Origin of the sequence: cyanobacterium endosymbiont of Epithemia clementina EcSB (genome assembly GCF_029919255.1) — a bacterium.
Classification (GTDB): domain Bacteria; phylum Cyanobacteriota; class Cyanobacteriia; order Cyanobacteriales; family Microcystaceae; genus Rippkaea.
Genome location: NZ_CP123991.1, coordinates 22,421 through 38,353, shown reverse-complemented (window position 1 = coordinate 38,353; position 15,933 = coordinate 22,421). Strand labels below are relative to the sequence as shown.

At 35.3% G+C, this 15,933-nt stretch carries 6 protein-coding genes and 1 tRNA gene; 3 read left to right on the top strand and 4 right to left on the bottom strand.

Annotation, left to right across the window (positions count from 1 at the left end; all coding sequences use genetic code 11):
• Window positions 1-14: 14 nt before the first annotated feature.
• Entirely contained in the window at window positions 15-449 is a 435-nt protein-coding gene (locus tag P3F56_RS00100; protein WP_281152756.1) for a peroxiredoxin, read from the top strand.
• A gap of 52 nt (window positions 450-501) precedes the next feature.
• Here the strand turns inward: P3F56_RS00100 and P3F56_RS00095 are convergent.
• From P3F56_RS00095 to mnmE, 3 genes are all read right to left on the bottom strand, one after another.
• Window positions 502-588, bottom strand: a tRNA-Ser gene (locus P3F56_RS00095).
• An 829-nt stretch (window positions 589-1,417) separates the two neighbouring features.
• On the bottom strand, window positions 1,418-4,330 hold the full coding sequence (locus P3F56_RS00090) for a DEAD/DEAH box helicase (protein ID WP_281152755.1): 2,913 nt from the start codon (window positions 4,328-4,330) through the stop codon (window positions 1,418-1,420).
• A gap of 1,590 nt (window positions 4,331-5,920) precedes the next feature.
• Complete coding sequence (gene mnmE, locus P3F56_RS00085) at window positions 5,921-7,303, bottom strand: tRNA uridine-5-carboxymethylaminomethyl(34) synthesis GTPase MnmE (RefSeq protein ID WP_281152754.1); 1,383 nt, start codon at window positions 7,301-7,303, stop codon at window positions 5,921-5,923.
• 1,509 nt (window positions 7,304-8,812) lie between these two features.
• On the opposite strand from mnmE, the gene rimI reads away from it, so the two are divergent.
• Both rimI and P3F56_RS00075 read left to right on the top strand, forming a co-directional pair.
• Window positions 8,813-9,406: a ribosomal protein S18-alanine N-acetyltransferase gene (gene rimI, locus P3F56_RS00080; RefSeq protein ID WP_281152753.1), complete on the top strand. Its 594-nt coding sequence runs from the start codon at window positions 8,813-8,815 to the stop codon at window positions 9,404-9,406.
• Between the two features lie 139 nt (window positions 9,407-9,545).
• The gene (locus P3F56_RS00075; RefSeq protein WP_281152752.1) at window positions 9,546-12,014 is read left to right on the top strand and encodes an ATP-dependent Clp protease ATP-binding subunit; all 2,469 of its coding nucleotides are present in this window, start codon (window positions 9,546-9,548) and stop codon (window positions 12,012-12,014) included.
• Between the two features lie 2,155 nt (window positions 12,015-14,169).
• On the opposite strand, the gene P3F56_RS00070 is transcribed toward P3F56_RS00075, so the two are convergent.
• Window positions 14,170-15,768, bottom strand: a complete 1,599-nt coding sequence (locus P3F56_RS00070) for a S8 family serine peptidase (protein ID WP_281152751.1) — start codon at window positions 15,766-15,768, stop codon at window positions 14,170-14,172.
• Window positions 15,769-15,933: the final 165 nt, after the last annotated feature.

The window sequence follows — 15,933 nt, the reverse complement described above, 5'->3', positions numbered from 1 at the left end:
AGAACTTAGGAACTATGGTTTTATCCGTTGGAACTATTGCACCAGACTTTACTACTATAGATGATGAGGACAAAACTATTTCCTTATCTGATTTCAAAGGCAAAATCGTTGTTATGTACTTTTATCCAAAGGACGATACCCCTGGTTGTACTAAAGAAGCTCAAGGTTTTCGTGATAATTACGATCAGTATCAGGGTAAGGGAATAGTTGTTTTTGGAGTTAGTATGGACGACCAAGCCTCTCACAAAAAATTTAAGGAGAAGTATGGCTTACCTTTTCGACTCCTTGTTGATAGTGATGGAGAGATCTCTAAAGCCTACGATGTAGACGGCGACGGCTATTCTAAGCGTGTCACCTATATTATAAATGCTGAAGGTAAAATTAACCACGTAGACGAAAAGGTAAAAACTGACAGTCATGCCCAAGATATTTTAGCAAGACTAGGATAAACAAACCGTCGTAGGGTGGGCCCCGCCCACCTGAAAAACTTCGTAATTGTAACGGAGAGGGAGGGATTTGAACCCTCGTCTGAGTTGCCCCAGAAGCGGTTTTCGAGACCGCCGCATTCAACCACTCTGCCACCTCTCCAGAGACTGGCGTTTCCTTTCCATTATATAATGGAAAGGAAACGCAGAATCCTAGTTATGACTTCTAAAATTTTTCAGCAGTTAATTTTTGATATATCTTTTTAACTGTTATTAACTGTTTAGAATCAATCATGTATTAGATGATTTTTCCGAATTATATTTACTGATAATGATGGTAAACTTATAGAGAATAATACCCCTTAGTTTTGACGACAAGCTAAAATTAAAGAGCATTTAAAGTTATTATTATCCTGGATAATTCCAATATATTTATTGCTGATGATTTTTAATAGCATTCCCTCAGAGGTAATGTAAAGCTATGATGTACTACTGATTTTTCTCCTATCCTAACAAGATATAGAAGTTTTTATATATGTTTAAAAAATAAGCAGATTGCACCACTATAAGTGATGTTTGAGAACTCTTTCTCCTGCAACACTTTAACGAAAATGAGACATAAATTTATGTTTTCTGGTCTTTGTAGTCTTTATAGTCTCAAAAAACATTATGTGTATGATTATTAGCCTTGCAAAGTTCTTTTTTTTAGTTCGATAAGAGAAAATAATCAATTAACTCTTTCTAAAAAAATAGACATATAAATTGTTCCTCCTTTAAAAATTTATTTTGAGGTAAACGAGAATAACTTATAAAAAGTTACTCCAAACGATCAATCTTTCTTCACCTATTTAGAATTGAGGTAATTGTAGATTCTGGATACTTGAATGGTATTTAAAAGGTTTTAGCCATTCAACGAGAAACCCCAGTCTTTAGATATGGCTCAGCATAGGAACACGCTTATAAACACACACCACATATTGAAATTTACAAAACTAAATTGGAAACCTTTTGAGTTTAGTCAAAGCATCTTTAGCCGAACTCTTGAGATAGCTAGAAATATTTGGAATTTGGGGAATTTGTGAAAGCAGATCTATAGTTCGCCGCAATAAGCGCACTAAATCCCCTTCGTCAAGACTTGTATTCTTACATAATTCCTGCCAGTCTGTCCCTAAGGCCCATTGTTCAATTACTCCTGTTAATTCTAACTCTAACCACACTGGAATAGTTATATCATACCGGGACTGAGATTGGAAAAGAAGACGACGAATTTCCTTCAAACTTACTTCTTCTTCATCTGAATAGTTAAAAAAATCTAAAATTTCTTGAGAGGGTAAGTAATTCGTCCAAGTATCGGGACGCAAAGTTTCAGTAATTAAGGCACTCACCACAGCAGCCAGATGGTGAGACTCTAGACGTTCGAGAGATCCTGACATAATTACCAGTCCTAACCAAAGTTCGTTTTCTCCTCGAATAGCGGCGCAGGCTTGGCCTAGAGTTGTGGGTTCATAACCACTAAATGCTTTAAATTCTCGTAAAATATCGATTAAATTAAGAAATTCTTCCCAATAATAGGATTGACGAGACTGGAGTTTATGAAATTTTACATGGCTAATGTGAAGTTGTTCTCGGAGTTTCAAGCGTTGACGGTGTAGTTTTAATAAACGGGTCGGATTTTTTTGTTGAGCGAGGGGATGGCTATCTAGTTTCTCTTGAATTTGAGCAACACGTTGCTGTTGCTTGATAACCTCCGGAGCGATCTTTAAAGAAAAAGCATGATCGCTTATTTGATTACGGATCTTCACAAAGTTCTCATCGCCTTTATGACTTTTCCCGAAGGGAAGGATATCAAGATCGGGCAAATTTAGCTCCTTAACTAAATTGAGAGGTAGAGAAGTCCCACTGATATCGACCACATCGCCACGTTTTACTCTATACCAATAGTTATCTTCCCCTAAACATAGATAATCATGAGATTTTCCTGATCCAGGAACTATTGCTACCAATACAGCTAAGTGAGGACGGGATGATTTTAGCTGTTTTCCTTTGAGATAAAGAATATCCCCTAAATTCAACTTATCTAATTGAGGAGATATTTCTTGTTTATGGGTTTTCTCTGCTTGCTGTTGTAGAATTTTTAACAATCGCTGTTCTTCTTTAAGACGAGCCTTAAGTTTTTCGTAAGTAAAGAGATCGGTTTCTGTCAGTCCTGCTAAATCGACATCCACTTTTGTTAATTCAGTGGTTAAACTGGCAATATTCCGTTGTTCAGGTTCCAATTTTAATTGGGCCAGATATTCTGCAAAACTTCTTTCTAGTAAATGTTTGGCTTCATCTAAGGTATGTTTTTGTAAGAGGTTTAAAACCATGCCATAGGACGGAGTAAAACAACTTTGTAGAGGTTCCGAGTCGGCCATTGCTAGATGAGCGGCTTCTTTTGATCCCTCAAAGGGAGTTTGCACCGTTATTACATAACCTACTTCATCCATTCCTCGTCGTCCTGCCCGTCCCGCAATTTGCAAAAATTCGGATGGAGTCAACATGCTATGTCCACTATCGGTGCGTTTGGAGAGGGCAGATATCACCGTAGTTCTTGCTGGCATATTAATTCCTGCTGATAAGGTTGCAGTGGCAAACACTACTTTAACTAAACCTGCCTCGAACAACTGCTCTACTAATTCTTTCCAAACAGGTAGAATTCCCGCATGGTGGGCAGCAATGCCTCTGGTTAGAGGTTCGAGTTGATCTCCTCTGACTAATTGGCAATTCTTAGCTAATAATTGAAATAGATGGGTTTTAGTTTCTCCATCTTTTCTGAAACAGTCAAACAGATCGGCATCATAGGATGGGTTAGATAAAAAATTTAATAATGGTTCGTACAGGAGAGGGTTTTCAATTTGAACCGCCTGAAGCAAGCTTTCTTGAAGGGGGAGATTTTTAGAGAGAAAGAAGGTTAATAGATTGTATTGTAGAGTGTGAGCTTCTTCTGGAGAAACTAAGGTTAGACCATCGAGTCTCTGTACTGATTGATCGCACCCCCGACGACTAAAAATAACATAGATAGCAGGAAGTAAGTCCTGTTTATAGAGTTGCCTAATCACTGTCATTAGTCCGGGGCAATCTTCGCGTTTAAGTCGCCGTTTTTTGTTTTGCTGTCCCTTAGATTTCAAACAAGGATTGAGGGCATTTTGTTTCTGGTTAAGAAGCGGAGAAAGTCCCGTTTTACTACTAAAGTAAAACCGCAGGGGAACAGGACGAAAATCGGAATTAATCAATTTACACAGACTGACTTCATCAGTCTTTAGGTCGATACCAGGAGCAGTTTTTCGGACTTGGTTGATCCAATTGGTAAGGTCCTTGGGGTTGCCGATAGTAGCCGACAGGGCGACTAGTTGGATAGTAGGAGGACAATAAATAATCGATTCTTCCCAGACTGTTCCGCGATCTCGATTGCTGATATAGTGGCACTCATCTAAAATTACAGTAGCCACGTTTTCTAGAGACGTTCCTACCTGGCCGATAGGGGTTTGATAAAGCATATTGCGGAAAATCTCAGTGGTCATAATGACGATGGAAGCATTAGCATTAATCACTATATCTCCCGTGATTAACCCCACTGGGCTTTTCTTGTCTTGGTTGATTTCTGGGCAAAATTTATCTTGAAAATCACGAAATTTCTGATTAGAAAGGGCTTTCAGGGGAGTAGTATAGAACACACGCTTACCCATTTCTAGGGCATCGTAAATTGCATATTCCCCAATAACGGTCTTTCCTGAACCTGTGGGCGCACAGACAACAACAGACTTTCTCTCTGCAAGGGCTGTAATTGCTTCTTTTTGAAACCCATCTAGTTCAAAGGGAAAAAGCTTGTCTAAGTTTGATGGAGACGGATTTAAGGATTGTTTCACTCAAGTTATACGATTAACTATCAAAGGCTCATATCTCTTTCCCCATTCTATTACGGTGCTTAGGGAATAAATATAAGAATAACACTTCCACAGATAGATTTTGGTGAACTACTGCCTGATGATTTAGTGGATGTCTGTATAACAATTGTCGTCTTAAAATTTATCAGACAAAATAGCGTACAAGTCTCGCCAAATGCCTATCTTTTGTTAGACTAATTTTCTAGTCAAATAAGAATATAAGGTGAAAATTCAGAGAAAAATATGTAAGATGCCTTTTTAAGGACGACTTAACAGATTAATAGAACTCAAAGACATTTTGTCTATCATCTGTTTCTAAAGGATTAGATCCTGGAGCTTAACATTCTATCACTGTCTGTTTTTTAGATAGATTTTGGTGAGTTTTGAGTTAGGCTATTTTGACCATAAAAAAATCGAGATATGTCCAAAAAAATTCTGCAAATTTGGTAATATCTCGATTGTTTTACCATTTTGGACTATTTCTAGTATACTATTACTCGTCTTTTTTGGTTAAGAAGAGTTTGTTTAGGGTTTTTCAGATCAGCAATGTCTAAACTTGACATAATAACTATTTAATTAAATTAGCTTACCACTATTTTAATAGATATCGATACTTTTCAAGCTCTGATTATCGATATTATTTAGTTTTTTTTGAAAAAATTAAGTTAGTTTGATCTGAAATTCAATATCTAAAAAACATAAAAAATGAAAAACACCTGCTGACCTATTCATCTGAAAAGCAATTAATTAATAATGTGGTTATTGTGTTGTCTCAGTTACTAACTGTTTTATTCTTTTCAGATAAGCAGGTAAACTTAAATAAGTAAAAACTATAATTTTTGTTAAAAAATAGCTTTCTAGTTATGAAGAATCATGAAAGTAAAAGTTAACATAAAATATAAAAAAGATCTTCAAAATGAGAACGAAAGTAATTATATGTAACAAAATATAATCGAAGAAACAATTTTTATCTGGATTATCCAAGAAAAAGAATAATTTGAAGATTTTTAAATGACTGAAAAATATAAATAACAAAAATATAAAATATTTTAAATGGTATAAAAAATAAAATTATATTAGAAAATAACCCGTAATTTTTTTCAAAGATAAGCTAAAAATAAAGAATAAATAAAAGTAACTCCTAGAGTCTATTTATATCCTCTGAAAAACAGTAAACTTTATAGATAAAGATTAGTATTAAAACCCAAAATACACCATAAAAGAAATAAATACAGTAATTGTTTGTGATAGTTACTTGGTTTACACAAGTGGTTTATTTAAAGTAAAATTTAAATAACGGAAAGGAAAATAATCTTATTTAGATATCTACTCTAAATTAGTAGATATCTAAATAAAATAGAAGAAAAATAGTTTTAAACAAAACCTAATTTAAAAAATAAAAAATATTTAAAGATAAATATAATCTACTGAGTTTAGTTGTTCTAAAAGATGTAAATTTAAGTATTAGAAATGTAAGCCCAATTACTTAAACATAAGAATATAAAATCATTTTTTTATATTGATTTAAAGTTACTTACTTGCTAAATTTTATAATTTGAGTAAATAAGCTTACTACTTACCAATACAAAAACGGCTAAAGATTTTTTCCAAAATTGATTCTGTAACTTCGTCTCCGGTAATTTCTCCTAATGCTTTAATGGCGACACGTAGATCAATTGTTAAAAAATCTAAAGGTAATTGATTAGCTATGGTTTCTTGTACTTGTTCTATGGCAAGTTTAGCACTGGTTAAAGCTGCTGCTTGCCGTTGATTAATGGCTAAATCTAAATTAGCTGCTGTTATTTCTTGGATTTTAACCGATGCTAATATAGCTTTTTCTAAAGCTTCAATTCCTTGATTCTCTGCAGCGATTGTTTTAACAGTTTGTTTAATTTTCGAGGGAAATTCTGTTGGTTTTACTGTTCCTAAATCAATTTTATTAATAACTAAAATTAAAGGACGGTGATTTACCTGTTGATAAATTTCTTGATCCTCAGCAGTCCATCCTGCTTGGGCATCAATGGTCAGTAAAACAAGGTCAGCATGATCAGCAGCATAACGTGATCGCTCAACTCCTATTTTTTCAACTGCATTCATAGTGTCTCGAATTCCGGCAGTATCCCACACTTGAACAGGAATTCCTCCCACCACTAACTGTGATTCTACTAGATCTCTAGTGGTTCCTGGTAAGTTAGTAACAATAGCGCGATCACACTGACTCCAAGCATTGAATAAACTCGATTTTCCCACATTGGGACGACCGACAATAGCTACCTTAATTCCACTGCGAAGTAATTCTCCTTGACTGCCTGTGATTAGAATCTTCTGTAATTTCGCTAAAATTCTCTCTAAACCCTCAATAATTGATCTTTTATTTAAAGAGGGTAAATCATCTTCAAAATCGATTCTAGCTTCTATTTCCGCGAGGATATCTAAACAATCATCATGAAGTTGATGTATAGTTTTTGCTAGTTTTCCTTGTAACCCAGCTAATGCCATTTGAGATGCTTGAGGTGAGCGCGCTCCCACTAATTCTGCTATACTCTCAGCTTGGGTTAAGTCAATTCTACCATTAAGAAATGCCCGTAGAGTAAATTCCCCAGGTTGTGCTAGTTTTGCTCCTAATTCTAAACATAATTCTAGAACCTGCTGTACAGGAATCATGCCTCCATGACAATGAAATTCCACAACATCCTCACGAGTATAAGAACGGGGAGCTAACATCAATAATAAAAGGGCTTCGTCTATCACCTGTTGGGTTCGAGGATGGCGAATGTAACCGTAGAGAATACGATGGGTTTCCCAGGGTTGCTTTCCAGGGATATCAAACAAGGTTTTGGCAATGGCTAAGGACTGGTTTCCTGATAGACGCACAATCCCAATACTACCTTGTTCGGGGACAATAGCTGTAGCAATTGCAGCTATTGTTTCTCCTTGATTAATTGTCATAGTCATGCATTAACTGATTTTTTGGATTGATATTCTTATTTTTAGTTAAAATCACTCAATTATCCTCACTCTAAATATTGCCATTATTTATATTCCTTTATAGTATTTTGTATTCAAGTCCTACCAGTGCGGAGTTTTTTAGCGGTAAAGTGTAAAATTTTTAACCTTAAGCGGCATGACAATTTTGGTTTTCATACCACTATTGTCTGGATTGAGATGTTTCGACGTGAATTTTTATCTTTAAATTTCAGTTAAACTGTAAAAAAAATCAGTATCAGTTAATATGATGGAGCTGTTTAGACAGTTCAGATCGTCTGAAATAAATACCTTCGGTATTATTATGTCACGATAACTGTGGAATCAGTCGAAAAGCAATTTACATTTATTCAAGTTTTCTACAAAAAGAGTTTTCCAACAAAAGAGAACTTAAATTGGTTGCGTGTCAAGTCTTGGTAAAAAGAGCATGCCCAACTCTTATAGCAGCTTTTATAAAACCTGCTATAAAAGTTTAAAATACTTAGGAAAGATTATATCAGATATAAAGAATGATGTCATTAAGCTTAAGTACAAAGTAAGTAGATAAAAGCTTTTCAATAGTAGAAATAATAAAATCTTCTCTATAACAATAGATGGTCAGTCAAACTAAATATATTTAATTTGACTGACCATCTATTGTTTAGATTAGACAATTACAAACTATCAGACAATATAATAGTTGTCTATTTATATATTTATCTAAGAAGATATTCAACATTTTATCTATAAAAATCATAACTTACTGAACGTTGTGTGGTTATTTTTGATTGAAATACCTACACTAACAGCAAGAATAATTAGATATAAGTTTTTTAAGACTATCGTAAGACTGAGAAACATCTTAAGAAAATAAATAGAAGTAGACTTCGAAAGTAAAAAAAGTTAGGACTTAGTCTAAATATTTATTTAAAATCTAGTAATTGGTATGTCTGTAAGTTTTTAAGAATAAGTAAATAGCATATTGCTGTGACTGAGAAAATAGGATTGGGCATAGTAAAGTTAGTATTTTTGATAGTCAATATTTTAACATATTAAAAATATGTTAAAATATTGACCTTAATCGAGAGTATTAAAATACTAGATAATTAGTCTATAGGTATTATTTAGAGACTTAAATTTTAAATGTATAAATAAAAATTTTATATCTCTATAGTAAAATTATATACTGCAGAATATAAAATTTATAAAAATAGTCTTTTCAGAGAAAAAATCATATAATATGACTTAATTAATAACTTTTAATGAAAATTAACAATTTTGAACCCTGTTTAATAAACTAGTTCTGTTACTGGTTTATTAGAGTTCATCTAAGTAAAATGCTTTTTTTAGTTAAAAAAAACATTTTACTTAGAAATATATATTTTTTCTGCTGGATATCAACAAATTCATCTTCAAAGTCGCCATTCACCCAAACTCTTTGTCTTGATATTACAGCTACCTTTAACCTTGATTTACCATTTAGCCTAAATTGATAATTTAATGTTCTCCTCACGTCTTATCCTAAACACACCCCACTATGACCAACTGACTCAATTGGTTGAGTTAGATCGTATTTGTTTAGGAGGGTTATGGACAAAAAAAGGTTATCAGAGAGAATTAGATAACCCGAATAGTAGCTTATTGGTTCTATCTATAGAAGAATTCGGCTTTATTGTTGGTTGCGGTTGCTTTTGGACGATTTTAGAAGAAGCTCATATTGTATTATTGATGATTCACCCCGACTATCAAGGGCAAGGATTGGGACAACTATTGCTTTACAGTTTGTTAAAAGAAGCCGCTAACCGTAATCTCGAACGTGCTACCCTAGAAGTGAAGGTTTCTAATCAATCAGCTCTTGCAGTCTATCAAAAAATTGGCTTTCAACTAGTAGGAAGACGCAAAAGCTATTATCAGAAAACCGGAGAGGATGCTTTAATTTTGTGGCGAGGGGATTTAGACCACCCTCGATTTCGAGAAGATTTGTCTCATTGGCGGTTACGTATTAGTGATCGTCTCAATCAATATAATTGGCTAATTAGCGATTTAGATTTATATTTAAAGAGAGATGATAAATCAGGTAAGAAAATAAAATGAATATGGTCAACCTGATAAATAGCAACCAAGATGATTAACTAGCAAGAAAAATTTAAGGAAGTTTTTAGATTATTCTCTGGGATATTGAGTGCTAGAATCAGCTTACAAGGGAAAGCAGCAGGTGATGGACAAATAAATCATGTTTGAACGCTTTACAGAAAAAGCTATCAAGGTCATAATGCTGGCTCAAGAAGAGGCCCGCCGTCTTGGACATAACTTTGTTGGGACGGAACAGATTCTTCTGGGGCTAATTGGTGAAGGAACTGGAGTGGCGGCCAAAGTTCTCAAGTCAATGGGTGTCAACCTCAAAGACGCTCGCGTTGAGGTCGAAAAAATTATTGGACGTGGTTCAGGGTTTGTCGCCGTCGAAATTCCCTTTACCCCAAGAGCTAAAAGAGTACTTGAACTTTCATTAGAAGAGGCTCGACAACTCGGACATAACTATATTGGAACCGAACACCTCCTCCTAGGATTAATCCGTGAAGGAGAAGGGGTAGCTGCACGGGTTCTTGAAAATTTAGGAGTAGATTTATCCAAAGTTCGGACTCAAGTGATTCGACAACTTGGAGAAACGGCTGAAGTAGCTGCTGGAGGAGGTCCATCTGGACGAACTAAAACTCCAACTCTAGACGAATTTGGTTCTAATCTGACCAATATGGCTGGAGAAGGAAAACTTGATCCCGTCGTAGGACGACAAAAGGAAATTGAACGGGTGATCCAAATTCTCGGTCGTAGAACCAAGAACAACCCTGTTTTAATTGGAGAACCAGGAGTAGGAAAAACTGCGATTGCTGAAGGTCTCGCTCAACGTATTGCCACCAAAGATGTCCCCGATATCCTCGAAGAAAAACGAGTAGTTACCCTCGATATTGGCTTGTTAGTCGCCGGAACTAAATATCGTGGGGAATTTGAAGAACGTCTGAAAAAAATCATGGACGAAATTCGTCAGGCTGGAAATGTAATTTTAGTGATTGACGAAGTGCATACTCTTATCGGTGCAGGGGCAGCTGAAGGAGCAATTGATGCGGCTAATATTCTTAAACCAGCCCTAGCACGGGGGGAATTACAGTGCGTCGGGGCTACCACCCTCGATGAATACAGAAAGCATATCGAACGAGATGCAGCTTTGGAGCGTCGTTTCCAACCGGTTGTAGTGGGCGAACCCACTGTTGACGAAACTATTGAGATTCTTTATGGATTACGAGAACGTTATGAACAACACCATAAGTTGAAAATACTGGATGAAGCTTTGGAAGCTGCCGCTAAGCTTTCAGACCGCTATATTTCAGACCGTTATCTTCCTGATAAGGCAATCGACCTCATTGATGAGGCAGGATCGCGGGTAAGGTTAATTAATTCCCAATTACCTCCGGCAGCTAAGGAACTCGATAAAGAGCTTCGTTCTATTCTTAAACAAAAAGACGATGCAGTCCGAGCTCAAGACTTTGATAAGGCTGGAGAACTGCGTGATCGTGAAATGGAAATTAAAGAGGAAATTAGGTCAATATCCTCAACGAAGAAAGCAGAAGGAGATAACGATGAACCTTTTGTAGACTCCGAGGAGATTGCTCATATCGTCGCCTCTTGGACTGGAGTTCCAGTGAACAAACTGACGGAGACTGAATCCGAGAAGTTGCTTCACATGGAAGATACTCTACACCAGCGTTTGATCGGTCAAGAAGATGCGGTGAAAGCAGTGTCACGGGCGATTCGCCGGGCGCGAGTCGGTTTGAAAAACCCTAACCGTCCCATTGCTAGTTTTGTCTTTTCTGGACCTACTGGAGTAGGTAAGACTGAGTTGACTAAGGCATTAGCAGCTTATTTCTTCGGTTCAGAAGATGCCATGATCCGTCTGGATATGTCCGAATACATGGAACGTCATACAGTATCTAAGTTAATTGGATCTCCTCCTGGATATGTGGGTTATAACGAAGGAGGCCAGTTGACCGAAGCAGTGCGCCGTCGTCCTTATACGGTGGTTCTCTTTGACGAAATTGAGAAAGCACACCCCGATGTCTTCAATATGCTTTTGCAAATTTTAGAAGACGGTCGCCTTACTGATGCTAAGGGTCGTACAGTGGACTTTAAAAATACCCTGTTGATCATGACCTCTAATATTGGGTCTAAAGTGATCGAAAAAGGTGGTGGTGGCCTTGGATTTGAATTTGAAGACAATAAAACAGAAGCCCAATATAACCGGATTCGAGCTTTGGTTAATGAGGAATTGAAGAATTACTTCCGTCCTGAATTCCTTAACCGTCTCGATGAAATTATTGTCTTCCGCCAGTTAAATAAGAATGAGGTTAAGGAAATTTCTGACATTCTCCTTAAAGAAGTCTTTGCTCGCTTAACTGAAAAGACTATTACTTTGAGTGTTACCGAAAAGTTCAAAGAACGTTTGGTGGAAGAAGGATATAACCCTGCTTATGGGGCACGGCCTTTACGTCGTGCGATTATGCGTCTCCTTGAAGATGTCTTAGCTGAGGAGATTCTTTTAGGCCGAGTTGGTGAAGGGGATACAGCATTAGTAGATATTGATGAAGAGGGTAAAGTTAAGGTTATACCCAACGAAAAAAAGCAAGATCTGTTAGCAAAGGCTACAGATTAATGACGGGTTATCGGATAACTACCTGAATTATTAATCCTAACTTATAGCGGTAGTGGGTTATTTCTACTACCGCTATTTAAGTCATAACCTCAGAAGATAATGACATTTTTATATTTGATCTAATTTAATTAATTATTAAATAGATAATTGTGTTCAAGTTATCTTGATGAAGATTCTAATCGCTTCTGAGGAAACCAAATTGTAAGCTGGTTGTAAGGATTTTAATATTTTCTTCTTTCGATAAGTTGTGATTGCCATAACATTGATATTGGCGGGTAAAGGATCGTCATTTTGAGTTCAATAGAAAATGTTTAAACCCTAATACGCTGTAACTAAGTCATTATCTCTACCAGGGTCTAATGAAATCAGATCATTGCCAAGTCCTGCATCAATACGGTCATCAGTCTCGATAAATAATGATATCTATCATCCTCTGAATTGGTCTGAACTATAATTATCTCCTGGAGTATAGATAACATTAACTTAATTTTGACCACTATTCATAATCAAAGTTTGAGAATTTTCAACAAATTAGGGCGTTAGTGGGGAGTACTGTGTCATAACTATTTTTTTGTCTATCTTCAGTTCAGACGACAGTTGAAATATTTTCCAAAAGGTCATCAACCTAAATTGTAAATTGATAGTCAGGGGATAATACTTGACTGTCAGTAGTTTAAATTAAAATAGTGTGGCTAGTTTTAGTTTCAAAATCGAATCACGTGCCATTAGCAACAATTATTTGATTATTGTTGAAGCTTAATCCTTTTTTGGGATACTCACCAGAGTACAGCTAGACATTTTTTTCATCAGTCGGTAGTGGTTAAAGTATTAATGACTTCATTCGAATAACTATTTTTAATTAATATTTTTTCTAGTAAGAAATCATAAAATTCTATTAGTTGCTATATGGTTATGAGAGGTGATCATAAAATTATCGACTTTGATACAATTTATATTGATAGTTCTCTTGTTAACTTGAAGAAGAAAAATAATAAAGATACATTGTTGATTGTTGTCATTTAAAGCTTTATAATTTTTCTCCTATACAAATATTTTCAATAGAAATTTTGAGAATATTTGATTGTTAATGATAATTATAAAAAGAGAGAATGCATCTCTACTACAATTATGATTGTAGATGTTGCTGGTAACAAAACTTTTATAAATAAAAAAATAGTTTTAAAAAAGCGATCACTGAATCTAAGTCTATCTAAAAATTCAGCTAACAGAATTAGAAGAACAGTAATTATCAAAGTTTACTTGAGACCTAAAATTTTCTTTAGAACGAAAACAAGAGCAAAAATATTATGTAGAAATTCTCAAAAATAGAAAGTTTAAAAAAATTAGATTTAGTGAAGCTATTAGAAAATATAATAAAAAAAAATAATTTATAGATTTTTGAAGAAAAAGAGAAACTATTCCTTTAAAAAATAAGTAGTAAAGAATCAACTTTCCTTAAAGAAAATATAAAATATATTGGAGAGCTTTTAAAAAACAATCAAAGGACTCATTGTAGCTAACAAGTATCTATAGATTTTAAAAAAAATAAAGACAAATTAAATTAAATACTGAAATAAATTGCCACAGATTGATAAAGTACTGATTTCAATAGATAAATTTCTAGATTGGTACTCAGAGAGTGTAGAAAACTCCAATAACTTGAGGATTGGGGTGATTATTGAGAGATTAAAATTGAGGATAAACATTTGAAAATTGCTAAAATCATGATTAAATATGTGAATTCTCTTGCTAAAGAGGAACAGACTCCTTACTTTAATCCCCAAAAAATCTGTTAGTAAAATATCGAAAGATATCGATAATTGAGAATAGAGAATTTATTGCTCTGATTATTCAGTTTGCATAAACTAATTAGCAAAATGATTATGTATTTGAAATAACATATTATTAAGAGTATTGAAGTTAACAAAATCGGATTATGGATTATTTTAGGGACAGGGTTATTGGCTTTAACTATAAAGCTAAACTAGCCGACAGTTATAATTTGTCCCCTGATGGAGGGAGAATATGAACTCTAACAGTTTTAAAAAAACAGGTCAACCTTAACCCCTACTATATTTTTTAGAGTTAACTTGACGGCAAAAATTTATTTTGTTGTGGGAACCTAGCGATCAGGCTTCGACTTACTTAAGAAGAGTTACTGTGGAAGGGACGTCAAAGAAGCAGTCCACCAAGCTAATCCATAAGGTTGTTTGTATTGATTAAGGGGTTGAGGATAATGAACTCGTACTTTGTATAATCCGGTGTTAGGAACTTGACAAAAAATATGTTCAATATTATCGACTTTACTAATAGAAGAACAGACACTTTGAGAAATATTTTTACCTGTTGCCGGCATTAAATATAAATCTAAATTATTTAAGCCGCGATCACGAAATGTTTCGCCTAAATTATATCGCTTATTTCTATTAGTATCATTTAACTCAACATGGCGATCCCAAACTAGGGTAATAGCCACATAACTTCCTTGGCTTAAGGGGGTTTTTATTACATAATCATGGTTCTTATTATAAATGATTGTATCATAATTCCAACCTAAAGAAGAAACTGCCTTATCAGGTTTCCATTGACCCGCACTAAATTGCTGATAAGCTCGAAAGGTGTTGAGATGTCCTGTTCCCATCTCTATATCTAAAGGAGTCTTTGGGTCGCGATAGGCATCAGATTTTAACCAGGTTTGATTTTTTTTACTTAAAACTGTGCGAACCATCCCTAGTAATAAACCATCGCCATGGTCTTGTAATTTATCAGCAGAATTAAGCAAGACAGCTTTCATCACTTGATGGCGACGAGAATCTAAACTCCAATTAGCTTGTTTTTCTCGTAGTTGGCGATCACCAAATTCCTGGAGTAAAGCTACTGAGGCCGTAATATGAGGGGCTGCAAAACTTGTCCCACTGACCTCATTAATTTTTCCCGACAGATCGTATAAAATAATTTTATTCCCTGGGGCGACTAAACTCACTGCCCGCCTTAATCCTGTATTAATTTCGCGTCTAATCAGACGTCGACCAATTCCCACTGGAAGTGCGCTTAAATTCGCAAAATCAATTTTAGTAAATTTTCCTTTTTGTTTAGTCGTATAAGCAGTGGTAATTCCATTGTAATGATCTGTCGGAATAGGAATTCCCCCTTCCCCTTGATTACCAGCAATCACATAAAGAACGTCATGAACCCTTGCCGACCAATCAATACATTGAGTTAACAAAGCATTGCCGTCAAGCCTAGCATTTTCTCTAGGATCTCGTTGTAAAGATTCCCCAAAACTAAAATTAATCGCCCGAACATCACCACTATTTTGCTGAGCTACGTGTTGACTAGCTAAACATTCTTCAGGTTGTCCTCCTCGTTTGAGCTCGCCAACAGCTGAGGCGTATAGTCTAGCTTTTGGAGCAACTCCAGGTAACCGTTTATCCTGACTCACCATCACTGTTGCCACCATCGCCGCATGGTTATCTAAATTGCTGTTAGGTTTAACAAAATTGTTGCGAAAATAGACTCCTGCTAGATTAATCTTTGGATTCCAGGCAGCAATCTTATCAAACCCAAATTGTCCAGGTCGGCCAATCTCCACTTGACCAATGGCAATTTTACGTCCTGTTAGATTATAAGGGTCTTTGTGTAACTTTTCAGCATTAATTCCTGCTTCGCCTATAGAGTTTTCTAATGCCCCAATGGGAGTAATGATTTCCAATACACTCAAACTCCCTACCAACCATGCGATACTCTTTTTCATTTATTGTGAATCTATGTCACTGCTATCACCTATATTAATGAGAGTTCTAAAGTCTGGGTAGACTTGTAGGTACAAATTCCCCTTTAGAGTGGTCAATAGAGAACAAAACTTATAGTTAAAGCATTAAACAGTTAATTGATATAGAAGCAATTTTTTCTATAAAAA

Bases quoted from the DNA above. Each gene is read 5' to 3' on its own strand.
- P3F56_RS00100 (WP_281152756.1), top strand. From the start codon at position 15: ATGGTTTTATCCGTTGGAACTATTGCACCAGACTTTACTACTATAGAT.
- mnmE (WP_281152754.1), bottom strand. From the start codon at position 7,303: ATGACTATGACAATTAATCAAGGAGAAACAATAGCTGCAATTGCTACA.
- rimI (WP_281152753.1), top strand. From the start codon at position 8,813: ATGTTCTCCTCACGTCTTATCCTAAACACACCCCACTATGACCAACTG.
- P3F56_RS00075 (WP_281152752.1), top strand. From the start codon at position 9,546: ATGTTTGAACGCTTTACAGAAAAAGCTATCAAGGTCATAATGCTGGCT.
- P3F56_RS00070 (WP_281152751.1), bottom strand. From the start codon at position 15,768: ATGAAAAAGAGTATCGCATGGTTGGTAGGGAGTTTGAGTGTATTGGAA.